24 protein-coding genes are annotated in these 25,716 nt (G+C 67.2%); 3 read left to right on the forward strand and 21 right to left on the reverse strand.

Annotation, left to right across the window (positions count from 1 at the left end; translation table 11 throughout):
• Nucleotides 1-5 precede the first annotated feature (5 nt).
• The 8 genes from E3T61_RS02855 to E3T61_RS02890 form a co-directional block, all read right to left on the reverse strand.
• Nucleotides 6-926, reverse strand: a complete 921-nt coding sequence (locus tag E3T61_RS02855) for a shikimate dehydrogenase family protein (RefSeq protein WP_134639394.1) — start codon at nucleotides 924-926, stop codon at nucleotides 6-8.
• Nucleotides 919-2,493: an endolytic transglycosylase MltG gene (gene mltG, locus E3T61_RS02860; RefSeq protein WP_134639395.1), complete on the reverse strand. Its 1,575-nt coding sequence runs from the start codon at nucleotides 2,491-2,493 to the stop codon at nucleotides 919-921. The genes E3T61_RS02855 and mltG overlap by 8 nt, the downstream gene beginning before the upstream one ends.
• A gap of 2 nt (nucleotides 2,494-2,495) precedes the next feature.
• Complete coding sequence (gene ruvX / locus E3T61_RS02865) at nucleotides 2,496-2,993, reverse strand: Holliday junction resolvase RuvX (RefSeq protein WP_174776975.1); 498 nt, start codon at nucleotides 2,991-2,993, stop codon at nucleotides 2,496-2,498.
• 3 nt (nucleotides 2,994-2,996) lie between these two features.
• A complete protein-coding gene (gene alaS / locus E3T61_RS02870; protein ID WP_134639396.1) occupies nucleotides 2,997-5,651 on the reverse strand; it encodes an alanine--tRNA ligase in 2,655 nt (884 codons plus the stop codon).
• Nucleotides 5,652-5,712: 61 nt separating this feature from the next.
• Nucleotides 5,713-5,934: a hypothetical protein gene (locus tag E3T61_RS02875; RefSeq protein WP_130179303.1), complete on the reverse strand. Its 222-nt coding sequence runs from the start codon at nucleotides 5,932-5,934 to the stop codon at nucleotides 5,713-5,715.
• A gap of 102 nt (nucleotides 5,935-6,036) precedes the next feature.
• Nucleotides 6,037-6,402: a DUF948 domain-containing protein gene (locus tag E3T61_RS02880; RefSeq protein WP_130179304.1), complete on the reverse strand. Its 366-nt coding sequence runs from the start codon at nucleotides 6,400-6,402 to the stop codon at nucleotides 6,037-6,039.
• Between the two features lie 123 nt (nucleotides 6,403-6,525).
• Nucleotides 6,526-7,155, reverse strand: coding sequence for a 30S ribosomal protein S4 (gene rpsD / locus E3T61_RS02885; RefSeq protein WP_088456307.1), 630 nt, complete (start codon nucleotides 7,153-7,155; stop codon nucleotides 6,526-6,528).
• Between the two features lie 245 nt (nucleotides 7,156-7,400).
• A complete protein-coding gene (locus E3T61_RS02890) occupies nucleotides 7,401-8,738 on the reverse strand; it encodes a replication-associated recombination protein A (protein ID WP_134639397.1) in 1,338 nt (445 codons plus the stop codon).
• 132 nt (nucleotides 8,739-8,870) lie between these two features.
• Between E3T61_RS02890 and E3T61_RS02895 the strand changes: the two genes are divergently transcribed.
• From E3T61_RS02895 to E3T61_RS02905, 3 genes are all read left to right on the forward strand, one after another.
• Entirely contained in the window at nucleotides 8,871-9,665 is a 795-nt protein-coding gene (locus tag E3T61_RS02895; protein WP_134639398.1) for a peptidylprolyl isomerase, read from the forward strand.
• Nucleotides 9,666-9,850: 185 nt separating this feature from the next.
• Nucleotides 9,851-11,083: a DUF349 domain-containing protein gene (locus E3T61_RS02900; RefSeq protein WP_134639399.1), complete on the forward strand. Its 1,233-nt coding sequence runs from the start codon at nucleotides 9,851-9,853 to the stop codon at nucleotides 11,081-11,083.
• Between the two features lie 109 nt (nucleotides 11,084-11,192).
• Complete coding sequence (locus E3T61_RS02905; RefSeq protein WP_134639400.1) at nucleotides 11,193-11,834, forward strand: hypothetical protein; 642 nt, start codon at nucleotides 11,193-11,195, stop codon at nucleotides 11,832-11,834.
• On the opposite strand, the gene E3T61_RS02910 is transcribed toward E3T61_RS02905, so the two are convergent.
• The 13 genes from E3T61_RS02910 to thrS form a co-directional block, all read right to left on the reverse strand.
• On the reverse strand, nucleotides 11,831-14,083 hold the full coding sequence (locus tag E3T61_RS02910) for a RelA/SpoT family protein (protein ID WP_134639401.1): 2,253 nt from the start codon (nucleotides 14,081-14,083) through the stop codon (nucleotides 11,831-11,833). The genes E3T61_RS02905 and E3T61_RS02910 overlap by 4 nt on opposite strands.
• A 96-nt stretch (nucleotides 14,084-14,179) precedes the next feature.
• Entirely contained in the window at nucleotides 14,180-15,214 is a 1,035-nt protein-coding gene (secF, locus tag E3T61_RS02915; RefSeq protein WP_134639402.1) for a protein translocase subunit SecF, read from the reverse strand.
• Nucleotides 15,214-16,971: a protein translocase subunit SecD gene (secD, locus tag E3T61_RS02920; RefSeq protein WP_134639403.1), complete on the reverse strand. Its 1,758-nt coding sequence runs from the start codon at nucleotides 16,969-16,971 to the stop codon at nucleotides 15,214-15,216. Before secD ends, secF begins: the two co-directional genes overlap by 1 nt.
• A gap of 62 nt (nucleotides 16,972-17,033) precedes the next feature.
• On the reverse strand, nucleotides 17,034-17,465 hold the full coding sequence (gene yajC / locus E3T61_RS02925; RefSeq protein WP_134639404.1) for a preprotein translocase subunit YajC: 432 nt from the start codon (nucleotides 17,463-17,465) through the stop codon (nucleotides 17,034-17,036).
• Between the two features lie 102 nt (nucleotides 17,466-17,567).
• Nucleotides 17,568-18,602 (reverse strand): Holliday junction branch migration DNA helicase RuvB, encoded by a 1,035-nt coding sequence (gene ruvB / locus E3T61_RS02930; RefSeq protein WP_134639405.1) that lies wholly within the window; start codon nucleotides 18,600-18,602, stop codon nucleotides 17,568-17,570.
• On the reverse strand, nucleotides 18,602-19,252 hold the full coding sequence (ruvA, locus tag E3T61_RS02935) for a Holliday junction branch migration protein RuvA (protein ID WP_134639406.1): 651 nt from the start codon (nucleotides 19,250-19,252) through the stop codon (nucleotides 18,602-18,604). Before ruvA ends, ruvB begins: the two co-directional genes overlap by 1 nt.
• Nucleotides 19,249-19,902, reverse strand: a complete 654-nt coding sequence (ruvC, locus tag E3T61_RS02940; RefSeq protein ID WP_134639407.1) for a crossover junction endodeoxyribonuclease RuvC — start codon at nucleotides 19,900-19,902, stop codon at nucleotides 19,249-19,251. The genes ruvA and ruvC overlap by 4 nt, the downstream gene beginning before the upstream one ends.
• Before the next feature lie 7 nt (nucleotides 19,903-19,909).
• On the reverse strand, nucleotides 19,910-20,674 hold the full coding sequence (locus E3T61_RS02945; protein ID WP_134639408.1) for a YebC/PmpR family DNA-binding transcriptional regulator: 765 nt from the start codon (nucleotides 20,672-20,674) through the stop codon (nucleotides 19,910-19,912).
• A gap of 144 nt (nucleotides 20,675-20,818) precedes the next feature.
• A complete protein-coding gene (locus tag E3T61_RS02950; RefSeq protein WP_134639409.1) occupies nucleotides 20,819-21,433 on the reverse strand; it encodes a DUF1697 domain-containing protein in 615 nt (204 codons plus the stop codon).
• Nucleotides 21,434-21,464: 31 nt separating this feature from the next.
• Entirely contained in the window at nucleotides 21,465-22,058 is a 594-nt protein-coding gene (pdxT, locus tag E3T61_RS02955; protein ID WP_134639410.1) for a pyridoxal 5'-phosphate synthase glutaminase subunit PdxT, read from the reverse strand.
• Between the two features lie 10 nt (nucleotides 22,059-22,068).
• A complete protein-coding gene (pdxS, locus tag E3T61_RS02960) occupies nucleotides 22,069-22,971 on the reverse strand; it encodes a pyridoxal 5'-phosphate synthase lyase subunit PdxS (RefSeq protein ID WP_134639411.1) in 903 nt (300 codons plus the stop codon).
• Nucleotides 22,972-23,062: 91 nt separating this feature from the next.
• A complete protein-coding gene (locus tag E3T61_RS02965) occupies nucleotides 23,063-23,698 on the reverse strand; it encodes an HIT family protein (protein WP_134639412.1) in 636 nt (211 codons plus the stop codon).
• Between the two features lie 2 nt (nucleotides 23,699-23,700).
• On the reverse strand, nucleotides 23,701-25,677 hold the full coding sequence (gene thrS, locus E3T61_RS02970) for a threonine--tRNA ligase (protein WP_241992369.1): 1,977 nt from the start codon (nucleotides 25,675-25,677) through the stop codon (nucleotides 23,701-23,703).
• Nucleotides 25,678-25,716 lie beyond the last annotated feature (39 nt).

A 25,716-nucleotide genomic window follows, 5' to 3' on the forward strand; every position in this document is an offset into this window, starting at 1 on the left:
GGGTACTATCCTTCCACAGCGCGGCCGTCGTCCAACGCGTCACGCATGGCCTCCAGCACGGCATCCTCGTCGGGAAGCGGCTGAAACGGGTCGTTGAAGAGGAAGATCCGGATCTGCACCAGGGCCTGGTGCAGCAGCATCGTTCGACCGGACCGGCTTCTTCCGCCGGCGGCCGCCCAGAAGCGGGCCAGGGCGGTGGGCCAGGGCGCGTAGCCCACGTCGAAGAGCAGGGTGGTGGCTCTGAGCGCTTCCGGGAACTCGTGCGGCAGGACGGCGTCGCCGGGGAGCGTGCTGATCACCAGGTCGCTGATCCGGCCGGCCTCGGCCATGGCGGGCAGGCCGGACACCGTGACGACGAGCCCGAGCCGGCGGCCGAGCTCTGCCAGCGGGTCGGCCCGCTCGGGCGTGCGGGCGATGATGTCCACGGTTTCCGCACCGAGATCGGCGGCCGCCACGAGGGCAGATGCGGCCGTCGCGCCGGCGCCGAGCAGGGTGACGTGTGCGGCCCGGTCGATGCCGGCTTCGGCCAGAGCCCGGACCAAGCCGGGCACATCCGTGTTGAAGCCGGCCAGCGGTCGTCGAGCGACCGGCATCGACCCGCCCACCGCGGGAGCGTCGCCGAACCGCACGGTGTTCACCGCCTTGGTGAGAGTCGCGACACGGTCCAGGTCGTTCAGGCGGGGCTGAATCTCGTGTTTGAGCGGCATGGTCAACGACAGGCCGAGCCAGTCCGGGGTGAGGGCGTCGAGGAACGCATCCAGTTCCCCCTCGCCCACCTCGACGGCCGTGTACTCCCAGTCCAGGCCGAGGACCCGGTACGCCGCTGTGTGCAGCACGGGCGACAGCGAATGGCCGATCGGCGAACCGAGCACGGCCAACCGGCGGCGAGGCGCCGGGTTCGATGAGCTGTTTCTCGAATCAGCCATATTCGGGGTGTTCATCCATCCAGTCCAGCCACTTCGCGACGCCGGCGTCGTGTTCCTCCACCGTGCTCGAGAAAATGGTCTCTCCGGTATCAAGGTTCCACGTGACGAAGAATAGCCAGGTTCCGTCAGCGGGGTGCAGGGCGGCGTCGATCGCCAGATCGCCGGGGTTGCTGATCGGACCGACCGGCAGACCGGGGTGTACGTAGGTGTTGTAGGCGTTGTTCGCGTCGGCGCGTTCGGCATCCGTCGTGGTGACAAGGTGCGTGTTGCCGGTCCCGTAGGCCACCGTGGCGTCGGATTGCAGCAGCCCGCTCTCCCACTGGGCAGGGTCGAGCCGGTTGTAGAACACCCGCGCGACCTTGAAGTAGTCGTCCCTGAGGCCCGCTTCCCGCTGGACCAACGAGGCCATCACGATGGTCGACCATCGGTCGGCAGGGGCGACTCCCGCGGCGTCCAGAGCCTCGAACTGGCGGTCGACGAGGGTCTTGATCGCGTCGTGCGCGCTGGTGGCGGGCTGGAACGTGTAGGTGGCCGGGAACAGGAAGCCCTCGAGGCTGGTGGCCTCGGCCGGCAGTCCGAATCCGGACAGGTCAGCCGCGGCGGCCTCCAAGTCGGCCAAGGGGATCTCGGTGCCCTCCGAGATCGAAGCCAGCACGTCCACCGCCGCGGTCCCCTCGGGGATCACCACGGTGAGGTCCTGGCGGGTCTCGGGATCCTGCAGGGCATCGAGCGCGGTCTGGGCGCTCATCTGCGAGGCGAGCAGGTAGGCACCGGGCTGGAAGACCGGGTCGGCCGCCTGGGCGAGGAGCAGTTTGTAGAAGGCGTCGTAGCTTTTCACCACGTCCTGGGCCACCAGGGTGTTCGCGATGTCGGAGCCGGTGTCACCGTCGTGGATCATGACGAGCACTTCACCGCTGCCCGACCCCTCGTAGTCTCCGGGAGGCTGGGTCGCGGCGACGAACTGGCTGATCGGGCCCTGCAGGGCGAGGGCTGCGGCGCCCATCAGACCGAGAAGCACCAGGACGACCACCAGGCAGCCCCAGGCGCCCTTGCGGGACTTCTTCTCCACGACCGGGTGCCCGGCGAGCTGGGCGCGACGGTTCGCACGAGAGTTGGGTCGTCCGGCGCGAACGGGCCCGCCGGGTGTGCCCGCAGGTCCTGCGGCGGCCTCTCCTTCCGGCACGGTGCCGAACCCGAGTCCGGCGAAGGGATTCTGCTCGGCCGTGCGCGCGTCGACGGGCGGCTCCGTCGCCGCGGGCGTCGGGGCTGCAGAAGCCGGTGCCGCGTCAACAGGGGCGGCGGTCGTCTTGGACTCGTCGCCGGCTGGCGCGTCGTCGGCCGCTGCCGGGTAGGCAGATCCGGGGGCGACCGGCGCCGACCAGTACGACAGGGGCGCCGGCGGCTCCCCCGCCGGCTGAGCTGGGGCGGCCGGGACGACAGTCTCCTTCAAGGCCTCGGCTTCCCGGGCGGCCTGGGCCTCGCGGAGGGCCCGGCGGGAGGGCAGCGGCGCGTCGCCAGTGTCACCCGACACGTTCGGGTCGGGGTTTTCCGGCGGACTTTTCGCCACGGTTACGGCCTTCCGGTCTGGTCGACGGACGTGCCGGCTGGCTTGCCCGAGGCACGTTCGGTATCGAGAGCGTGCTGCAAAATGATAGTCGCGGCCACCTGATCGACCACTGGACGCTGGGTGCGGGTGCTGCGTCCGGCCGTTCGCAGGGCGGCCTGAGCCGACACCGTGGACAGGCGCTCGTCGACGAGGCGCACCGGTACCGGCACGGCTCCGGCGAGGGTGGTCGCGAATGTGACCGCGTCATCCGTGGACGCCGTGTGGCGTCCCGACAGCGCCAGCGGCAGCCCGACGATCACTTCGACGGCATCCAGTTCGGCCACGATGGCGGCGATCCTGCTGAGGTCCGTCGGTGCGGCCTGGCCCGTGGGCCGGTCCCGGGGCACAGTCTCCCTGGGTACCGTCTCCACCGGGGTGGCCAGCATGCCGTGGAAATCGCTGCGGGCGACGCCGATCCGCACCGTGCCGACATCGATCCCCACGCGCACGCCGGTTCGCATGGGTTAGCGGGCCACCAGAGTGCGCAGGGTGCTGAGCGCCTCCGGGATGAGCTCCACCTTGGTGCCACCGCCCTGGGCCAGGTCGTCCTTGCCACCGCCACCGCCGCCGAGGATCCCGGCGAGCTGCTTGGCCAGCGCGCCGGCCTTCTGACCGGCATCCCGGGCCGCGGCGTTGGTGGCCACGATCACGACGGGCTTGTCGGCCACCCGCGCGGCGAGGGCGACGACCGCGGGGTCGTTGCCGAGGCGCTCACGGGTGCCGGTGACGAGCATCCGCACCTCGTCGGCGGAGTTGAGCGTGCCGAGGTCTTCGGCCACCACGGTGAGTTCGCCGATCCGGCTCGCCTGCGCGACGAGGGCAGGCACCCTGTCGCTCAGGGCGCGGGCCTCGAACGATGCGATCTTCTTCTCGGCGGCCTTCAGGCTCTGCATGAGGTCCATGATCTTGGCCGGAAGCTGCTCGCGAGGAGTCTTGAGGTTGCTGGTGAGCTGGGACACGATCGCCCGTTCGGCGGCGAGGTCGCGGAACGCCTCGAGCCCGACGAGGGACTCGACGCGGCGGTTGGTGGAGCCGACCGACGCTTCGCTGACGAGGTTGATCATGCCGATCTCTGCGCTGGAGGCCACGTGGGTGCCTGCGCAGAGTTCGCGCGACCAGGGGCCGCCGATGTCGACGACGCGCACGGTCTCGCCGTACTTCTCTCCGAACAGAGCCATCGCGCCGAGCGCCTTGGCCTCGGCCAACGGCAGTTCACGGGTGGTCACTTGCAGGTTGTCTCGGATGGCGTTGTTGGAGATCTCCTCGATCTCGCTGCGCGTGGCCGGCGACAGAGCCTGGTTCCAGGAGAAGTCCAGCCTGAAGAAGCCCGCCTTGTTGTAGGAACCGGACTGGTGCGCGTTCGGGCCGAGCACCTGGCGGAGTGCTGCGTGCAGGATGTGCGTGCCGGAGTGCGCCTGGCGGGCGCCGCGGCGCCAGTCGGGGTCGACGACGCTGGTGGCGGGGTCGCCCACGCCCACCTCACCGCTGGAGACCTGCACCTTGTGGCTGATCAGGCCCTTGACGGGCTTCTGCACGTCGAGCACCTCGAGCTCGTAGCCGGGTCCCACGATCAGGCCCGCGTCGGCTTCCTGGCCGCCGGACTCCGCGTACAGGGCGGTCTCGGCGAGGATGACCTCGGCGATGTCGCCGGCGACGGCACGGTTCACCGAGGCGCCGTCGACGATCAGGCCCAGGATGCTGGACTCGGTCTGCAGCATGTCGTACCCGGTGAACACGGTCTCGCCGTGCGCGCGGAAAGCGCTGTACACGGAGAGGTCGGCCAGGTGGGTCTTCTTGGCCTTGGCGTCGGCCTTGGCCATCGCACGCTGCTTCGCCATCAGGGTGTCGAAGGCCTCACGGTTGACGCTGAGGCCGGCTTCCTCGGCCATTTCGAGGGTGATCTCGATGGGGAAGCCGTACGTGTCGTGCAGCAGGAACGCGGTGTCGCCGGGCAATTCGGCCTTCTGGGCGCTCTTGGTCTTCGCCACGGCGAGGTCCAGCACGCTCGAACCGCTGGCGAGCGTGCGCAGGAACGTTTCTTCCTCGGCGTACGCGGCCTGGCTGATCCGGTCGAAGTCGGTGGCGACCTCCGGGTACGCGGCGCTCATGGCGTCGCGGGAGGCGGGGAACAGCTCGGTGAACGAGGCCGTGTCCACACCGAGCAGGCGCATGGCGCGCACGCTCCGGCGCATCAGACGGCGCAGGATGTAACCACGGCCCTCGTTGGACGGCATCACGCCGTCGCTCATGAGCATGAGGGACGAGCGCACGTGGTCGGCTACGATGCGCATCCGCACGTCGTCGTCGTGCACGGCGCCGTACCGGCGGCCGGAGAGGGCGGCGGCCCTGTCGAGGACCGGGCGAACCTGGTCGATCTCGTACATGTTCTCGACGCCCTGCTTGAGGAACGCGACGCGCTCGAGGCCCATGCCGGTGTCGATGTTCTTCTTGGGCAGGTCGCCGAGGATCTGGAAGTCGTTCTTGCCGGTGCCCTCGCCGCGGAGGTACTGCATGAAGACGAGGTTCCAGATCTCCACGTAGCGGTCGTCGTCGGTGGCCGGGCCCCCTTCGATGCCGTAGGCGGGACCGCGGTCGAAGAAGATCTCGCTGCACGGTCCGGCGGGGCCGGGCTGGCCGGTGGACCAGTAGTTGGTGTCCATGCCCAGACGCTGGATGCGGTACTCCGGCAGGCCGAGGGCACGCCAGTACCCGAACGCCTCGTCGTCGTTCTCGTACACGGTGACCCAGAGGTCCTTCTCGGCGAAGCCGTAGCCGCCGTCCGCCTCACTCGAGGTGAGCAGTTCCCAGGCGTAACTGATCGCCTGCTCCTTGAAGTAGTCGCCGAAGGAGAAGTTGCCGTTCATCTGGAAGAAGGTGCCGTGCCGCGGCGTCTTGCCGACCTCTTCGATGTCGTTGGTGCGGATGCACTTCTGCACGCTGGTGGCCCTGGGGTACGGGGCGGGCACCAGACCGGTGAGGTAGGGCACGAACGGCACCATGCCGGCCACGGTGAAGAGGAGGGAGGGGTCATCGCTGACGAGCGACGCCGACGGGACGACGGTGTGTCCACGATCGGCGAAGAAGTCGAGCCAGCGCCCGCGAATGTCGGCAGTCTGCATGGGGTCCGTACTGTTACTGGATCGGATATCCGATCCGGGGGAAGCGGTGGGGATGGAAGCGTTAGGGCTTGGACAGCTCTTCGATGGTCTCTTCTGCCTCGCCGAGGGCGGCGTGCAGTTCGGCTTCGCGCTTGCGGTAGCCCTCGGAGATAGCCTCGCCGAACTCTCGCGTCTTGGCGTCGAGATCGGTGAAGAATCGCTTGCCCTGCTGGGTCTTGTTCACCTCGTGGGCGGCAACGAATCCGATTCCGACGCCGACGACTAACCAGATGACGTTCTTCATGGCATGTGCTCCCTGAGGTTGAGGAATGGGTGGCTGCCGGCCTGGGCGCACGCTGTTGGGCGGGACCGAGACGATGACAGTCTGTTTTCCAGCGTAGTGGACTTACTTCGTACCGCGACGGGGCTTGGTCGCCCTGAAGGCGGCCCTGACGCCGGCGGAGAATCCGGCGAGCTTGATCAGCGGGCCGCCGACGGTGGCCGCGACCAGGGCGACCATGGCCGACACATTCCCGGTGACGTCCGCCACGTTCGTGGTGATCGTGTCCAGCGTGGCCAGTTGATGGTTGGTCTGCGCGACGGTGTTCGTCGTCTCCTCGAGAAGCGGGGTGACGTTCTGGCTGAGGTCGCGGATGGCCAGGGTGGTCTCGTCGAACACCCGGCCAAGCTTGATCAACGGGATCGCGAGGAATGCCACCAGAACGGCAAACACGCCAGCGGCAATCAGGCCGGCGATATCTCCACCAGTCATTCGGCACCATCCATTTCACGTCGCGGGGAACTGACAAACACAAAGACCAAAAGGGCGGATCACCTAGGTGATCCGCCCTCAAGCGTAGTTCAGTTCCGGTGCGGAGTGCCGCGCCGGAAGAGACTAGCGTGCTGCGTAGTACTCGACGACGAGCTGAACTTCACAGGTCACGGGGATCTCGATGCGCTTCGGGGCGCGCACGAGGCGGGCCTGCAGCTTGTCGAGTTCGACCTCGAGGTACGGCGGGAGCTTGGGCAGCAGGTCGACGTGACCGCCGGCCGCGGCAACCTGGAAGGGCTCGGTGCCCTCGCTCTTGGCCTTGACGTGGATGAGCTGACCCGGCTTCACGCGGAAGGAGGGACGGTCGACCAGCTGGCCGTCGACGAGGATGTGACGGTGCACAACCATCTGACGGGCCTGGGCGGTGGTACGGGCGATGGCCGAACGCACGAGGAGGGCGTCGAGACGGGTCTCGAGGATCTCGACGAGGTTTTCACCGGTCAGGCCCTGGCGGCGACGCGCTTCTTCGAAGGCGATCTTGAGCTGGGCTTCGCGGATGCCGTACTGGGCGCGTAAGCGCTGCTTTTCGCGCAGACGAACGGCGTAGTCCGAATCGGTCTTGCGCTTGGTGCGGCCGTGCTCACCCGGAGCGTAGGGACGCTTCTCGAGGTACTTGGCGGCCTTCGGGGTGAGGGCGATGCCCAGGGCCCGCGAGAGGCGGGTCTTGCTGCGGGTACGTGACTTGGTAGACACAGTGTCCTTTCGGATGGAACTGGAAATTGGATACCAGGGCGGCCGGCGAGCCCGTGCGGGCAGACCGGAACGTCATGGGAGATCAGAGGGGTGGGTGCCACGGGCCGCCCGGCTACAGGGCGAATCCACTCCAACTCAGGTTTCGTACGCAGCCGCATGACGAAACCAGTTGTAGGCGAGGTCAAGGATAACACACGCCGGGCCGCGCGGACCCGGCGTTTCAGGCGGGTCGGGGCTGCTTCCCTCTACTCCCCGTGCACGATCTTGCGCAGCTTGGCCAGCCGCGCCGACACGTCCCGCTCGTTGCCGTGCTCGGTGGGCCGGTAATAGCGGGTGGCCCGAAGCTCGGTGGGCAGGTAATCCTGCGCGAGAACGCCGAGGGCATCGTCGTGCGGGTACTTGTACCCCTTTCCGTGACCGAGCCGTTTGGCCCCCGGGTAGTGCGCGTCACGCAAGTGCTTGGGCACCCGGCCGGTGTTGCCGTTTCGCACGTCGGCGATGGCGGCGTCCAGTGCCATGTAGGCGGCATTCGACTTGGGCGCGCAGGCCAGGTGCACCACGGCCTGCGCGAGCGGGATACGGCCCTCAGGCATGCCGATGTACTGCACGGCGTCGGCGGCGGCGATCGCGATCACCAGCGACTGCGGGTCGGCCATGCCGATGTCCTCAGAGGCGAGCACGATGATCCGCCGGCAGATGAAGCGGGGATCTTCCCCGGCTTCGATCATCCGGGCCAGATAGTGCAGGGAAGCGTCGACGTCGGACCCGCGCACCGACTTGATGAACGCACTGATCACGTCGTAGTGCTCGTCGCCGTTACGGTCGTAACGAAGCAGCGCCCTGTCGACCGCGAGCGAAACGATCTCCGTGGTGATGACCGGCAACTCGCCGTCCGCCGTCTCGGTGGTGGCGGCAGAGACCGACGCGGCTTCGAGCGCCGTGAGCGCCCGCCGGGCGTCGCCGGAAGCGAGCCGGATGATCGCCCCGCGGGCCTCGGGATCGAGCACGAACCTGTCGGCCAGCCCCCGCGGGTCGGTGACGGCGCGATCCACGACGATGCCGAGGTCATCGTCGCTGAGGGTCTCCAGGGTGAGCAGCAGTGACCTGGACAAGAGCGGCGAGATCACCGAGAACGACGGGTTCTCGGTCGTCGCGGCGACCAGGATGATGATCCCGTTCTCCACCCCTGGCAGCAGGGCGTCCTGTTGGGCCTTGCTGAACCGGTGGATCTCGTCAAGGAAGAGCACGGTGGACAGGCCGTAGAGGTCCCGACTGGTGCGGGCCTCTTCCATTACCTGGCGCACGTCCCGCACCCCGGCTGACACGGCGGACAGTTCGACGAACCGACGCCCCGAACTGTGCGCGATGGTCTGGGCCAGCGTGGTCTTGCCGGTGCCCGGCGGGCCCCAGAGGATGACCGACACCGACCCCTGCTCTCCCGACTTGTCGTTGGCGAGGCTGACCAGCGGCGACCCCGGGGTCAGCAGGTGACGCTGGCCGGCGACCTCGGCCAGGCTCTTGGGGCGCATGCGCACCGCGAGCGGCGTCGCACCGGTACGGAGGCCTGGCTGGACGGTAGACATGGTTCCAGCGTAGTTTGTGCCGCCGACGTCAATTTTCCCCGCTGCCCGCGCATGCGTAGAGTTCACAGTGACCGGGGCCGTGGTGCCCGACAAGTCCGATTTCCCGCCGCTGGCGGCACCTGGAGGATTCACGTGGCACCGAGCAGCAAACAGGAACGCGAAGCCCGCGAAGCACGTGGTCGCGTTCGCGCCTACCAGGCCCGCAAGGCCGTGAACGAACACCAGGCCAAGCGCCGCACGCGCGACAACATCCTGGCCGGCAGCATCCTCGTTGTTGTTCTCGCCGTGCTCGTCGGCGCCCAACTGTTCTACTTCGGCGGCGGCCCCGGAACCCCCGAGCCCAGCGCCTCAGGAACACCGACACCCACCGCCACCCCGGCCGCCGGGGCGAACACCGGCGAGGTCCCCGACAGCGACCTGGCCGAAGACCGCACCTGGACCGGCACGCTCACCCTCAACGACATCCCCCTGGGCATCGAACTGGACGGCGCGGCAGCTCCACAGGCCGTCTCGTCGACCATCAGCCTTGTTCAGTCCGGCTTCTACGACGGCCTGACCTGCCACCGCCTCACCAACGGCGGCTTCTCCGTGCTGCAGTGCGGCGACCCCAGCGGCGACGGCACCGGCGGACCCGGCTACAGCTACGGACCCATCGAGAACGCCCCGGCAGACAACGTGTACCCGGCCGGCACCCTCGCGATGGCCAGGGCCGGCGGGGACGGTTACAGCACCGGCAGTCAGTTCTTCATCGTCTACGCCGACACCACCATCCCCGCCGACGAGGCCGGGGGGTACACGGTGATCGGCCAGGTCACCTCCGGACTGGACCAGGTGGTCAGTCAGATCGCCGCCGCGGGTGTCGCGGATGGTTCAGCCGACGGTGCTCCCCTGGTCCCAGCGACCATCACGTCCTTCTCGGTGCAGTAGACACACTCTCTGGAGCAAAAAACCCGATCGGGCATAACAGTTCGGTCGTTTCCGCTGAACGTTGGGCGGGCTTGCAATAGGCTTGTCCCCGTATTGGCTTGTGTCAGTACTGGCTCGATCAGGGATTCACCCGTTGGCAGTCATCCACGCCGCGGGGAATCAACCAAATCATTAAGGTGAGGCTCTTGACTACGACAGATCAGCAACCATGGGGTCGCGTAGACGAAACCGGCACGGTTTACGTGCGCGAAGCAGACGGCGAACGTGCCGTCGGGCAGTATCCCGACGCGACTCCTGAAGAAGCACTCGCTTACTTCGAGCGTAAGTACGTTGAATTGAACGGACAGGTCACCCTGCTCGAACAGCGCGCGAAGGGCGGCGCTCCCGCCGCGGACATCGCCAAGTCGGTCGCCAACCTGTCGAAGTCCGTCGCCACCGCCAACGCCGTCGGCAACCTCGCAGCCCTCGCAGAGCGCCTCGGCGCCCTGGGCGGCACGGTCACGGAGCTCACCGAGCAGCAGGGTGTCGAGGCCAAGGCCGCCGGCGCCGCCGCCCTCGCGGAGCGTGCCGCGATCGTCGAAGAGGCCGAGCGCCTCGCCGCCGAAGACCCGGCAAAGACGCAGTGGAAGCAGACCAGCGCAGCCCTGGACGCGCTCTTCGCCAAGTGGCAGGCCCACCAGCACGACGCACCGCGGATCCCCAAGGGTGAGGCGAACGAGCTCTGGAAGCGATTCCGGGCAGCACGCACCATCATCGAGCAGAACCGCAAGGCATTCTTCGCCGAGCTCGACAGCGCCCACAAGGATGTGCGCAACCGCAAGCAGCAGCTCATCGAAAAGGCAGAGGCCCTCGCACCCCAGGGCGCAGACGGTATCCCCGCCTACCGCAACCTGCTTGAGGACTGGAAGGCCGCCGGCCGTTCGGGCAAGAAGCAGGACGACGCCATGTGGGCGAAGTTCAAGGCTGCGGGCGACGTGCTCTACTCGGTGAAGAGCGAGATCGATGCCGCCGACAACGAGGAGTTCTCCGCGAACCTCGTCGTCAAGCTCGAACTCCTCACCGAGGCGGAGACGCTCCTCACCGAGACCGACCGGGTGAAGGCCCGCGAACTTCTCAGCTCCATCCAGCGCCGTTGGGATGCCGCCGGCAAGGTGCCCCGCGACCAGGTCAAGCCGGTCGAGGAGCGCATGCGCAAGGTCGAAGCCGCCGTGCGCAAGCTCGACGACGACCACTGGAAGCGCAACAACCCCGAGACCAAGGCTCGCGCCGAGGGTCTGGCCGGCCAGTTGCACGACGCGATCGCCAAGCTGGAGGCCGAGCTGGCCGCCGCGCAGGAGACCAAGGACGCCCGCAAGATCAAGGACGCCACCGAGGCGCTGGAGACCCGCAAGGCCTGGCTGAAGGCCATCGGCCAGTAGCAGGTCCTGCTACGCAGAGAGAACTGCACACCTGATCCGGGATCGGGAATCTGTCCACAGATTCCCGATCCCGTTTCTCGTTCCGGCTGGACCGCTGCAGGCTGAGGCCATGACTCGCCTCGTCCCCGCAGTGCTCACCCTGACCGACCTCCCGCTGGCGGAATTGAACTGCGCCCGCCTGGACGGGGAGTTGTTCGCCGTCGCCGGGGCCTGGTGCCCCGTCGACGCCCACGACGGCCCCGAGACGCGCGCGCGGGCTCTCGCGCCTCTCGCGCCGAGCCGGGCCGCCGCCGAACGGATGACCGCCGCCTGGGTCTACGGCCTCGCCGCCGAGCCGCACCGCCATCAGTTCTGCGTGGACGTCACCGCTCGCACGCGAAAGCCCGGTGGCGCCGGCACTCTCCTGAGGGAGGTGCGCATCGGCCCCGACGACACGAGGGTCCTGGCCCAGCAGCTTGTCACCACTCCCCTGCGCACAGCCATCGACCTCGCCCGCTGGGGAGTGTCACCCGGCGTACCGCCGGACACCGCGCTGCTGGCGGACCTGCTGGCCTACGACGGGCCGGCCAACGATGTGCCGGCCATCGACGCACTGGACTACGCAGCCCTGGTTCACCTCGGGCTGGAGGCAGGCCGCACGGATGCCGGTGAGCGGACCGTTCGGCACGGAATCTCGTTCAGCCGGCAGGCGGCCGGCCGGCTAATGGAGGCGCGTCGGCTGGTGGGTCGGCGGCTTCCCGCCGGCCCCTAACCGTCGCTGACCCGGTAGACGTCGTACACGGCGTCGATGCGTCGAACGGCGTTCAGCACCCGGTCGAGATGGGTGGTGTCCCCCATCTCGAACACGAACCGGCTGATCGCCAACCGGTCGCTGGAGGTGTGCACCGTCGCCGACAGGATATTGACGTGATGCTCGGAAAGCACCCGCGTGACATCGGAGAGCAAACCGGAGCGGTCCAGCGCCTCGATCTGAATTTGCACAAGGAACAGGCTCTTCGATGTCGGCGCCCAGTCGACGTCGATCATCCGCTCGGGTTCCTTCAGCAGTTCCTGCACGTTGTGGCAGTCGAACTGGTGCACCGAGACGCCGGAGCCGCGGGTGATGAAGCCCACGATCTTGTCGCCGGGAACCGGGGTGCAGCAGCGCGCGAGCTTGACCAGGATGTCGGGCGCGCCCCGCACCAGAATACCGGAGTCGTTGTTCCGCAGGGTCTGCGTGCGCCCGTTGGGGGCGAACGGCAGATCCGTGGCATCGCTCTCCTCCACACTCTGCAGCGTGGCGACGACCTTTTCCAGCACCGACTGCGTCGACACGTGGCCTTCGCCGACGGCGGCGTAGAGCGCGGAGACGTCTTCGTAGCGCATGACGGCGGCGACCTCGGCGAACGAGTCCTGGTTCATCAGCTTCTGCAACGGCAGGTTCTGCTTGCGCATTGCCCTGGCGATGGCGTCGCGGCCCTGTTCGATAGCCTCGTCGCGGCGTTCCTTGGTGAACCACTGGCGAATCTTGTTCCGCGCGCGTGGGCTCTTGACGAAGTTCAGCCAGTCCTGGCTCGGGCCGGAGTCCGGGTTCTTGGAGGTGAACACCTCGACGACATCACCGGTGCTGAGCGAGCTCTCCAGCGGTACAAGCCGCCCGTTGACCTTGGCGCCCATGGTGCGGTGGCCCACCTCGGTGTGCACGGCATAGGCGAAGTCCACCGGGGTGGCGTCGGCGGGCAGGCCGATCACGCGTCCCTTCGGCGTGAAGACGTAGACCTCCTTCGCGCCGATTTCGTAGCGCAGGGAGTCGAGGAATTCGTTGGGGTCGGCCGTCTCGGCCTGCCAGTCGGAGATGTGGGCGAGCCACGCCATGTCGGTGTCGCTCTGCGGGCCGGGACCCGAGCTCTTCCCGTTGACCTGCTCCTTGTACTTCCAGTGCGAGGCAACGCCGTACTCGGCGCGTTCGTGCATCTCCTGGGTGCGAATCTGAATCTCGACGGGTCGGCCGCTGGGGCCGAGCACGGTGGTGTGCAGGGACTGGTACAGGTTGAACTTGGGTGTGGCGATGTAGTCCTTGAACCGGCCGGGCAGCGGCGTCCAGCGGGCGTGGATGGCGCCGAGGACGGCGTAACAGTCGCGCACCGAGTTGACCAGGACGCGGATACCGACGAGGTCGTAGATCTCGTCGAATTCCCGGCCGCGTACGACCATCTTCTGGTAGATCGAGTAGTACTGCTTGGGCCGGCCGGCCACCTTGCCGCGAATGCGCGCGGCCTTGAGGTCGTCGTTGATCGCGTCGATGACGTACTGCACGAACTCTTCACGCTGTGGGGTGCGTTGCTTGACGAGGCTTTCGATCTCGGCGTACAGCTTCGGGTAGAGCACGCCGAAGGAAAGGTCTTCAAGCTCCCACTTGATGGTCTGGATGCCGAGCCGGTGGGCCAGTGGCGCATAGATCTCGAGGGTCTCGGTTGCTTTGCGGGTCGCGGACTCGGCCGGCACGAATCCCCAGGTGCGGGCGTTGTGCAGGCGGTCGGCGAGCTTGATGATGAGCACCCTGATGTCCTTGGACATCGCGACGATCATTTTGCGGACCGTCTCGGCCTGCGTGCTGTCGCCGTACTTCACCTTGTCGAGCTTGGTGACGCCGTCGACGAGCATGGTGATCTCGTCGCCGAAATCCGCCCGCAATTGGTCCAGGGTGTAGTCGGTGTCCTCGACAGTGTCGTGCAGCAGGGCTGCCGCCACGGTCTTGGGGCCGATGCCGAGATCGGCGAGGATCTGGGCGACGGCGACCGGATGCGTGATGTACGGTTCGCCGCTGCGACGCTTCTGGCCCTCGTGGGCGCGTTCGGCGGCCGCGTACGCCCGTTCGATGATGGACAGGTCCACCTTGGGGTGGTGCGTGCGCACGGTCTTGAGCAGCGTGTCGACCGCACCGACGGGCTGTGCCCTGGAGAAGATGCGGGGTACCAGGCGGCGCAGTGACGCGGCGGATGGCGTGGTGGTCTCTGTCATCTCGTTACCTCACTCCCTGGCGCCAATTATCCCTGTACTAGTGGATAAACGGTAAACCGAAGGATGAGCTCGCGTATTCCCGGGGCGCGGCCAGGCTCACGCGGGAACGTCCACGTGCGTTGCGTCGGCACCGGCGACCGGTGCGGTTCCAGAGGCCTTGGCCTTCAGCGCCAGGGCCTTCTTGTCGCGCTTGCGGATCTCGGGTTCGTTCTCCCGCATCTGGGCGTACAGCGGTGCGGCGATGAAGATCGTGGAGTAGGTACCCACCAGCATGCCGATGAGCAGCGCCAGGGAGATATCCTGCAGGGTTCCGGCACCGAGCACGAACGCGCCGATGACGAGGATCGATGCAACCGGGAGCACGGCGACGATCGACGTGTTGATCGATCGCACCAGGGTCTGGTTGACCGCAAGATTGACCGAGTCCGCGAAGGTGCGCCGGGATTCGGGTCCGTCCTCCGCGGTGTTCTCACGGATCTTGTCGAACACCACGACGGTGTCGTAGAGCGAGTAGCCGAGGATCGTGAGGAACCCGATCACGGCCGCCGGGGTGATCTCGAAGCCGGTGAGGCCGTAGAAACCCGCGGTGATGACGAGGTCGTGCAGCAGCGCGACCATGGCGGCGGCGGCCATCTTCCAGGTGCGGAAGTACAGGGCCATCACGGCGCCGGCGAGTACCAGGAAGGTGAGCAGGGCGCGGATGGCGGAGCCGGTGATGTCCTGGCCCCAGGACGGGCCGATGAACGAGGACGTCACCTTGGCGGCGTCGACGCTGTAGGCGGAGGCCAGAGCGGCCCGCACCTCCCGGCTCTCGGTGTCGCTGAGTTGGTCGGTCTGCACCCGGATGCTGTCGCTCCCGACGACGGAAACCTTCGGCACGGCCTCGGGGACGACTCCGGTGACGGCTGTGGCCGCGGCGTCCTGGTCTTCGGTGGAGATCTCGGAGAGCACGAATTCGGAACCGCCGGTGAACTCGATGCCGAAGGTGAAGCCGCCGCGCAGGACGGGGCCGAGGATCGCGATCAGGATCATGACCGCCGCGACCGAATACCAGATCTTACGGCGGCCGACGATGTTGTAGGACAACTTGCCGGTGTGCAGATCGTTGCCGAACTGGTTGAAACTGGCCATTAGGAATCCTTCCCGTCGGTCGACTTAGTGGAGCCGGTCCCGACGAGCTCAGCCGCCTTGCGTTCGGCGATGGTCTGGCGCTTCGCAGCCTCCTTGCTGGCGGAGGTGGCCTTGCGTGATGCCACTTCGCCGGAGGGCTGGAACTGGGCACGGCCGCGATACACCGCGCCGAGGGCCCGTGGGTCGAGTCCGCTGAGCTTGTGCCCGTCACCGAAGAACTTGGTGCGGGCGAGCAGCTGCAGCACCGGGTGAGTGAACAGCGCCACGACCAGGAGGTCGACCAGAGTGGTCAGACCCAGGGTCAGGGCGAAACCGCGCACATTGCCGACGGCCAGGATGAACAGAACGGCAGCGGCGAGGAAGTTGACGGTGTCGGAGGCGATGATGGTGCGGATGGCACGGCGCCAGCCGGACTCGACCGACGAAACCAGTCCTCTGCCGTCGCGAAGCTCGTCGCGCACCCGCTCGAAGTACACGATGAACGAGTCGGCGGTGATACCGATGGCCACGATCAAACCGGCCACACCGGCCAGGGAGAGCCGGTAGCCCTCTCGCCAGGACAGCAGGGTGATCAAGAAGTAGGTGATCACACCCGCGACGGCGAGCGATGCCACCGTCACCAGCCCGAGCAGCCGGTACTGCGCCAAGGAGTAGAGCACCACGAGGATCAGGCCGATCAGGCCGGCGATCAGGCCGCTCTGCAGCTGCGTGGACCCGAGGGTCGCGGAGATGGTGTCCTGGCTCTGCACGGTGAAGCTGATCGGCAGGGCGCCGAACTTGAGCTGATCGGCGAGGGCCTTGGAGGTGTCCTGGTCGAAGGAGCCGGTGATCTGCGGCTTGCCGTCGGTGATCACGGCCAGGGTGCGCGGTGCGGAGATGACGCTGCCGTCCAGCACGATGGCGAACTGGTTCTGAGCGCCGGTGAGGCCGCTGAGGCGCGTGGTCACATCGGCGAAGGCCTTGGTTCCGGTGCCGTCGAAGACGATGTTGACCGCCCACTCGCCGGTGGTCGCGCCGCTCTGGGTGGTGACCTGCCCGTTGGTGGCGTCGGAGATGTTCTGGCCGCTGACCTCGACCGGTCCGAGGATGTACTTGACCGTTCCGTCCGTCTCGCAGGTGATCAGCGGTTCGTCGGCGGGGGCCACGATGGTGGTGTCGATGTCGCTGCACTGGAACGTCTCGAACTGGGCCTGCAGGGCTGGCGTGATGTTGTTCAGGTCGCTCGCGTCGGTCGGGGCGACGGTCGGCGTTTCAGCGGCCGGGTCTGCCGCGGCATCCGTGGCCGGCGCATCGCTGGCGGGTGCCGTGGCACCGTCGGTGGGAGCCTCGGTAGAGCCATCAGCTCCGACGCTGGCGTCGGTGGGCGCTGAGGCCACGAGTACCGGACGGAATTCGAGCTTGGCCGAGGACTGGATGCGGTTCAGGGTGGCGTCGTCCGGCGTGCCGGGGATGGAGACGACGATGTTCTGTCCACCCTGCGTGTTGATCTCAGACTCGGACACGCCGGCGGAGTCGATGCGCTGACGAATGATCGACACGGCCTGGTTCAGCTGCTCCGACGAGACGGTCTGGCCGGACTCGAGCTTGGGCGCCAGGATGATCTGGGTACCACCCTCGAGGTCGAGGGCGAGCTTCGGAGTCCACGAACCTCCGCCGCTGAGCACCCCCGCCCCGTTCAGAGCGATCAGACCGACGATGATCACGCCAAGCCAGGTCAGGGAGCGCCAGGCCTTCTTGGTCGGAGACGACTTAGCCACCTATTGAACTCAGCTTTCTTTGCTCGTGCCCGCGCCGGAAAGCGTGAGCGCGGAGTGGGTTGTTACGCGTCGCCCTTTTTGGGTTCGGTGTCTGTCGGTTCGGCCTTGGTGCCGGTCTCGGCCTGCTCGGTCGTCGGCTCGAACGCGGTTCGCTGGCCGAACTCCGGCTCGCCTGCCGCGGCCTGGGTGTCGGCGTCTGCAGATTCGGGCAACACGATGTCGTAGGTGGTCTCTGCCGACTCGACGACACGCGCGATGGTCTGACGGTGGATCTGCACGATGGTGCCGGGTGCGATCTCGAGAGCGACCTTGTTCTCTTCCTCGTCGATCGACACAATGGTGCCGTAGAGGCCGAAGTTCGTCATCACGTCTGCGCCGGCGACCATCTTCGACTGCAGGGCCAAGGTGTCCTTCTGGCGCTTGCGGCCATTGCGAAACATGAAGAACACGAGCAGCGCCAGAACGGCGAGCATGACAAGAGTCAACGGATCCATAGAACTGTGAAACCTTCCCGTGCGAACGTGATGTCGCGACGAAGTTTTTTGTGAGCGTGGTTGGGGGGAGCCGGTCGGAGGGGCGTGCCTGACCAGCTTGAATTATAGAACATCCAAGGTGAGCGCAGCCTGAGGATTGCTCAAACCGAAATGCCGCCACGCTGCGGCAGTGGCAACCCGCCCTCGCGGGGTACGCGTGAGGAAGCCTATCCGTACCAGGAAGGGCTCGACGACCGATTCGATGGTTTCGGGCTCCTCACCCACCGACACGGCCAGTGTGTTCAGGCCAACCGGTCCACCCCCAAAACGGGTAAGGACGATGTTCATGACCTCGCGGTCGAGCCTGTCCAGCCCGATTTCGTCGACGTCGTACAGCTCAAGAGCCGCATGCACGGCGGCCAGGTCGGCGTCGCCGCCGTGCACGAGTGCGTAGTCGCGCACCCGCCGCAACAGCCGGTTCGCGATGCGCGGTGTACCCCGGCACCGGCCGGCGATCTCGGCGATGGCTTCCCGCTCGATCGCCAGGCCCAGGAGGCGTGCGGCGCGTACGAGCACCAGTTCGAGTTCGCCGTCGGCGTAGAACTCCAGGTGGGCCGTGAAGCCGAACCGGTCCCGCAACGGGTTGGGCAGCATGCCTGAGCGGGTGGTGGCACCGACCAGGGTGAACGGGGCCAGGTCCAGCGGCACCGATGTGGCGCCGGCGCCTTTGCCCACCATGATGTCGATTCTGAAGTCTTCCATCGCCAGGTAAAGCATCTCCTCGGCGGATCGCGCCATGCGGTGGATCTCGTCGATGAACAGCACTTCGCCCGGTACGAGGGAAGACAACACGGCGGCCAGGTCACCGGCGTGTTGGATGGCCGGGCCGCTCGACATCCGCAGCGGCCGGTTGCCCTCGTAGGCGATGATCATCGCGAGGGTGGTCTTGCCCAGGCCGGGCGGGCCGGCGAGCAGGATGTGGTCGGGGGTGCGCTGTTGCATGGACGCCGCGGTGAGTAAGAGCTGAAGCTGGCCGCGCACCTTCTGCTGGCCGACGAATTCGGTGAGGCTCTTCGGGCGCAGGGCGCCCTCGAAGGCCAGTTCCGCGTCGCCCTCAAGCGCCGGGTTGGTCAGTTCGACGCCGGGATCCTGGGTCATCAGCGGTGCTCCGCGGTCTGGTTGGTGCCGGCGTGCTGGGCAGGGCCGAGCCGGGCAAGAGCCAGGCGAAGCACGGCGGCCACGCCCGCGGCCTCGGCGTCGAACTCTGCGGTGCTGCCGGCCAGAATTTCGTCGACGGCCTGCGCAGCGACCCGCTCAGACCAGCCGAGGCCGATCAGAGCCGTCTGCACGCTGGCGCCTACTGTGCTCGTGGCTGTGCCGGCCCGGCCGGCCGGGCCTGCCGGGGCGGTGACGGCGATCTTGCCCACGAGCGAGAGCACGATGAGCTTGGCGGTCTTGGGGCCGACGCCGCTGACCTTACGGAACGCGGCATCGTCATCCGTGGCCACCGCCTGGGCGATCTGGTTGGGCGTGAGGACGGCGAGCACACCCAGGGCGGACTTGGGGCCGACGCCCGTCACACCGACGAGCAGCTCGAACACCGCGAGTTCTTCGGCGCTGGGGAAGCCGTAGAGGGTGAGGGAGTCCTCGCGCACGATGAGCGTGGTCGACAGCCGGGCTTCGGTGCCGACCCTGGCGGCCAGGGCCGTTGACGGCGTGACCTGCAGGGCAAGCCCCACTCCCCCGACCTCGATCACCACCGTTGTGCCCAGGGCTGAAAGAACTGGGCCGCGCACTGAAGAGATCACTTAGTCAGCCTACGGTGCGCCGCCGACGCTGCGGCCGCCGACCCCGGCGCGTTGCCGCGCTCCGCATCGCGCCAGGCCTTCTGGGCAGGGGTGAGCGCGCCGGGAGTCAGGGCCGGGGTGGACCGGCTGCCCGCTTTCACCGCACCGCTGGTGGGCAGGACTCCGCCTGCCGCGCCGGTGCGCCAGGCGTGGCAGATGGCCAGGGCGAGGGCGTCTGCGGCGTCCGCCGGTTTCGGGATCTCGGCAAGCCCAAGCACCCGGGCGACCATGGTTCCGACCTGCTTCTTGTCGGCGGAGCCGTAGCCCGTGATGGCGGCCTTGACCTCGCTGGGCGTGTGCAGCGTGACGGTCAATCCGCGCTTGGCGGCGAGCATCAGGGCCACCCCGCTTATTTGGGCGGTGCCCATCACGGTGCTCACGTTCTGCTGAGCGAAGACGCGCTCGATGGCGACGAAATGCGGCTGGTGCCGGTCGAGGAGCTCCTCGAGACCCTCGCTGATCAGCAGGAGGCGGCGCTCGAGGGGCAGGTCAGGAGAACTGCGCAACACCTGAACGTCGACCAGCGTGGCCGACCGGTTTGCTGCGACGTCGACGATGCCGACGCCGCAGCGGGTCAGGCCGGGGTCGATGCCCAGCACCCTGACCGTCATCGGTTGGCTATTCGCTGTCTGCTTCGAGTTCGGCCTGGACCTCGGCCGACACGTCGTAGTTGCTGTAGATGTTCTGCACGTCGTCGAGCTCTTCGAGGGCGTCGATGAGCCTGAACACCTTGCGGGCGGTCTCGGCGTCGACCTCGATCTTGAGCTGCGGCACGAAGGCGATGTCGGCGGAGTCGTAGTCGATTCCGGCCGTCTGCAGGGCGGTGCGGGTGGCCACCAGGTCGTGCGCCTCGCTGAACACCTCGAACTTGTCGCCGTCGTCGACGACCTCTTCGGCTCCGGCGTCGAGCACCGCAGCGAGAACGTCGTCTTCCGTGACGTCGTCTCCCTTGGGGACAACGACGATGCCCTTACGGTGGAAGTTGTAGGCGACGCTGCCCGGGTCGGCCATGTTGCCGCCGTTACGGCTGACCGTTGTGCGCACTTCGGCCGCTGCGCGGTTCTTGTTGTCGGTGAGGCACTCGATCATGATGGCGACACCGTTTGCGGCGTAGCCCTCGTACATGATCGTCGTGTAGTCGACGGCTTCACCGGACAGGCCGGCGCCGCGCTTGACGGCGCGGTCGATGTTGTCGTTGGGGACCGAGGTCTTCTTGGCCTTCTGGATGGCGTCGACGAGCGTCGGGTTCCCGGACAGGTCGGCACCGCCCATGCGGGCAGCGACCTCGATGTTCTTGATCAGCTTGGCGAATGCCTTGGCCCGACGCGAGTCGGTGACGGCCTTCTGGTGCTTGGTTGTCGCCCATTTGGAGTGCCCGGACATGAATCTCCCGTGTGTCGCTTAGTCGTGCGACGCTTTTCGGGCGCCGCAGGGTGGATGCGGTGCATCGCTGCACTGCCTGGTGTGGAACTGTTCATCAAGCGTGGTGGCACAGCGAATAACATCGAACGCTGGTGCGATACCAGTCTAGCCCGCGGGGTTGGGACCGGCTTGGGACACGGCGGGTTCAGGTACAGCGCCTGAAGGTACAGGGCCTGAAGGTACAGCGCCGTGAGGTACTGCCAGAATCTTCCGAAGCGTCCGCACATTGCGGGTGGTGGTGGTGGATTTGAAACGGGCCTTACCCGACAGAACGCTGAAGGGACTCTTGATGCCTACCGCACGTCGCACCTGCCAGTAGAGGACGTCCCTGCCCCGTTGCACCCTCTCGTCGTTCGGATCCAGCTCCGGTGCGGCCGCGAGTAGGTCATCGAGGCGGGCCGGCTCGGAGCCGAAGAGCACGTAGGAGTGCCAGCCGACGCGATCCTCGAATGGGTAGTCGGCGACGGTGTCGGTTAGTCGTGGCCAGGGCACGAGCACCACCCAGGCCGCGTAGGCGAACCGTTCGGAGAGCGCGCGTTCCAGGCCGGACTTGACGGCGGCGGCGTCCGCCTCGGAGGTCTCCAAGACCACGTTTCCGCTGGCGAGGACTGTCGTCACCGCTGTGTGGCCGAGGCTCTGCACGGTCTCGGCGAGCTCGGCCATCCGGATGTTGATGCCACCGACGTTGATGCCGCGCAGCAGGGCGATATAGCGGGTCATACGCCCAGTCTGGCGCAGCCGGAACGGTTCGTCACGACCGGAAGCCGGCGCTCCGGACCTTCTGCAGGAAGTACTCGTGGAACCGGTGTTCCCCGGTGATCTCGGGGTGGAAGGACGTGCCGATCAGATTGCCCTGTTCCACCGCGACGCAGCGGCCGTCGGCGACCGTGGCGAGGGCCGTCGCGTTGGGTCCGACACTCTCGACGACCGGGGCCCGGATGAACACCGCATGCACCGGGGGTCCGCCCAGGACGGGAACGTCGAGGTCGGTCTCGAATGACGCGGTCTGGGAGCCGAAAGCGTTGCGGCGCACGCTGATGTCCAGGCCGCCGATGCTCTGCTGGCCGTTGATGCCATCCAGCACGGTGTCGGCAAGCATGATCAGGCCGGCGCAGGTGCCGTAGACCGGCAGCCCGGCCGCGACGGCCGCCCGCAGTGGTTCGGCCAGGCCGAACATGCGGGTCAGCTTGTCCATCACGCTGGATTCCCCGCCCGGGATCACCAGACCGTTGACGCCGGCCAGTTCCTCCGGCCGGCGCACAAGCACCACGTCGCTGCCGAGTGAGCGCAGCACGGTGGCATGCTCGCGAAAGTCGCCCTGCAGGGCGAGTACTCCAACGGTCATGAAGCGGGTGTTACCAGCCGCGCTCGGAGAGACGGTGCGGGGCGGGGAGGTCGGAGACGTTGATGCCGACCATCGCTTCGCCGAGCCCGCGCGACACCTCCGCGATGACCTTGGCGTCGTCGTAGAAGGCGACAGCCTTGACGATGGCGTTGGCGCGTTCCTGCGGGTTGCCGGATTTGAAGATGCCCGAGCCCACGAAGACACCGTCGGCGCCGAGCTGCATCATCATAGCCGCGTCGGCCGGGGTGGCCACGCCACCCGCGGTGAACAGCACAACGGGCAGCTTGCCGGTCGCGGCGATCTCGGCGACCAGTTCGTAGGGCGCCTGCAGTTCCTTGGCAGCCACGTACAGCTCGTCCTTGGTGAGCGAGGAGAGCCGGGCGATCTCGCCCTTGATCGTGCGGATGTGCTTGGTCGCCTCCGAGACGTCGCCGGTGCCGGCCTCGCCCTTGGAGCGGATCATCGCGGCACCCTCGGTGATGCGACGCAGCGCCTCACCCAGGTTGGTCGCACCGCACACGAACGGCACAGTGAAGTTCCACTTGTCGATGTGGTTGACGTAGTCCGCGGGGCTGAGCACCTCGGATTCGTCGATGTAGTCGACCTCGAGGGCCTGCAGCACCTGAGCCTCGACGAAGTGGCCGATGCGCGCCTTGGCCATGACCGGGATGGAGACCTCGGCGATGATGCTGTCGATCAGGTCGGGGTCACTCATGCGGGCGACACCACCCTGCGAGCGGATGTCGGCCGGGACGCGCTCAAGCGCCATGACGGCGACGGCGCCGGCGTCTTCGGCGATCCGGGCCTGCTCGGCGTTGACGACGTCCATGATGACGCCGCCCTTCAGCATCTCAGCGAGTCCGCGCTTGACGCGGCTCGAGCCGAACTGCTCGGTAGAAGTGGTGTCAGTCATAGCTACGATTCTATTCCTTGCGTCTGGTGCCGTCCCGACGGGGGCGTGGGCACGGGTGATGTTGCTCAAAGAGCGAAAAGAGACGACGTGATCAGGATTCGCCGGCCGGCCAGCCCTCGGCCACGGAGCGGCGCACGTCGCCCAGAAGCTGCGGAATGGCCTTGGTGCCTGCGATGATCGGGAAGAAGTTCGAGTCGAGCGCCCACCGCGGAACGATGTGCTGGTGCAGGTGCTCGGCGATCCCCGCGCCCGCGATCCGGCCCTGGTTCATCCCCAGGTTGAACCCGTCGCACCCGGAGGTGGCCTTGAGCACCCGCATGGCGACCTGGGTCAGACTACCGATTTCGGCGACTTCCTCGGCGGTGGCCTCGTCATACGTCGCAACATGTCGGTACGGGCAGACGAGCAGGTGGCCGCTGTTGTACGGAAACAGGTTCAGCAGAACGTAGGCGTACTTGCCGCGCGCCACGATGAGTGCCTTCTCGTCGTCCATCGACGGTGCGATGCAGAACGGGCAGTCATCGGGATGCGGCTGCTGGCCGCCCTGGATGTACACCATGCGGTGCGGGGTCCACAGTCGCTGGAAGGCATCCGGAACGGCGGCGAAGTCGCCGGAGTTCTCGACCTGGACCCCGCCGGTGACGTCCTGCGGGCTGCCGGACAGGCGGTCCCAGGGGGTGTCAAGCGGTCCGCCGTGCTCTGGGCCTACCGGAGTGGCGTCGGTCATCCTCAGGCCTGTTCCGCGGCGGCCACAACGACGGGAGCGAGCGCTGCGCCGCCCTCGGCGAAGTCGGTCGCTCCGAGGACCTGTGCGCGAGTGCCGATGGCCGCGAGGATCCTGCGGATGGCGTCGGCGACGGGCACCCCGTTCTCCTGGGTGCCGTCGCGGAACCGGAAGCTGACCGCGCCGTTGGCACGGTCGTCTTCGCCGACGATGAGCTGGAACGGGATCCGCTGCAGGGTGGCATTGCGGATCTTCTTCTGCATCCGGTCGCTCGACGAGTCGAGTTCCACGCGCACCCCTGAGCCCTTGAGAGTCGCCAGGACTTCCCAGAGGTAGTCCTCGTACTGTTCGGAGACCGGAATACCGATGACCTGCACCGGCGAGAGCCAGACCGGGAAGGCACCCGCGTAGTGCTCGAGGAGGATGGCGAAGAATCGTTCGATCGAACCGAGCAGCGCGCGATGGATCATGACGGGCTGCTGGCGGGTGCCGTCAGGTGCGGTGTACTCGAGATCGAACAGTTCGGGCTGGTTGAAGTCGAGTTGCACCGTTGACAGCTGCCAGGTACGACCGATCGCGTCGCGGGCCTGCACGGAGATCTTCGGGCCGTAGAACGCCGCTCCACCGGGGTCGGCCACGAGTTCCAGCCCAGAGGCCTCGCCCACCTGGCGAAGGGTGTCGGTCGCGGCTTCCCACTGTTCGTCGGTGCCGACGGATTTTTTGGGGTCGCGGGTGGACAGCTCGAGGTAGAAATCGGTGAGGCCATATCCACGGAGGGTCTCGAAGACGAACTCGAGCTGGCTCGCGACCTCGGCACGCACCTGGTCTTGCGTCACATAGATGTGAGCGTCGTCCTGGGTGAGCCCACGCACGCGGGTGAGGCCCTGCAGGGTGCCGCTCTTCTCGTAGCGGTACACGGTGCCGAACTCCGCGAGCCGCAATGGGAGTTCGCGGTAGCTGCGGCCGCGGGCCTTGAAGATGAGGTTGTGCATCGGGCAGTTCATGGGCTTGAGGTAGTAGTCCTGGCCCTGGCGGGTGACGTTGCCCTCGGCGTCGACCTCTTCGTCGAGGTGCATGGGCGGGAACATGCCGTCCCGGTACCAGTTGAGGTGCTGGCTGGTCTCGAACAGGTGGCCCTTGGTGATGTGCGGGGTGTTGACCAGGTCGTAGCCGTTGGCGAGCAGGCGTTCGCGCATGTAGTTCTCGATCTCGGAGCGGATGATGCCGCCCTTGGGATGGAACACCGCGAGGCCGGAGCCGATCTCCTCGGGGAACGAGAACAGGTCCAGCTCCTGGCCGAGCTTGCGGTGGTCGCGCTTGGCCGCTTCGGCCAGTCGCGCCTGGTAGGCGCGCATTTCGTCCTTGGAGGGCCAGGCGGTGCCGTAGATGCGCTGCAGCTGCGGGTTCTTCTCCGACCCGCGCCAGTACGCGGCGGCCAGGCGGGTGAGTGAGTAGCCGTTGCCGATCATCCGGGTGTTGGGCAGGTGCGGCCCGCGGCAGAGGTCCTTCCAGAGCGTCTCACCGGTCTTCGGGTCGACGTTGTCGTAGATGGTCAGCTCGGCGCCGCCCACCTCGACGGACTCGTTGTCGGCGGTGTCGGACGCGCCGCCCTTGATGCCGATGAGTTCGAGCTTGTACGGCTCTGCGGCCAGTTCGGCGCGGGCTTCGTCATCGGTCACGACACGGCGCACGAAGCGCTGGCCCTGGCGAATGATGCGGTCCATGGCCTTCTCGAGGGACTTGATATCCTCCGGGGTGAAGGGCTCTGCAACGTCGAAGTCGTAGTAGAAGCCGTCGGTGACGGGCGGGCCGATGCCCAGGCGCGCGGCCGGGTTCACGGTCTGCACGGCCTGCGCGAGCACGTGCGCGGCCGAGTGGCGCAGGATGTTCAGGCCGTCCGGGGAGTCGATGGTCACCGGGGTGACGTCATCGGTCTCGGTCACCGTCGTGGCGAGGTCCCTGAGCTCGCCGTTGACGCGCATGGCGACAACGGATCGGTCGGTGAATAGCTCAAAACCGTC

The sequence above is a fragment of the Cryobacterium lactosi genome (assembly GCF_004403945.1).
GTDB lineage: Bacteria > Actinomycetota > Actinomycetes > Actinomycetales > Microbacteriaceae > Cryobacterium > Cryobacterium lactosi.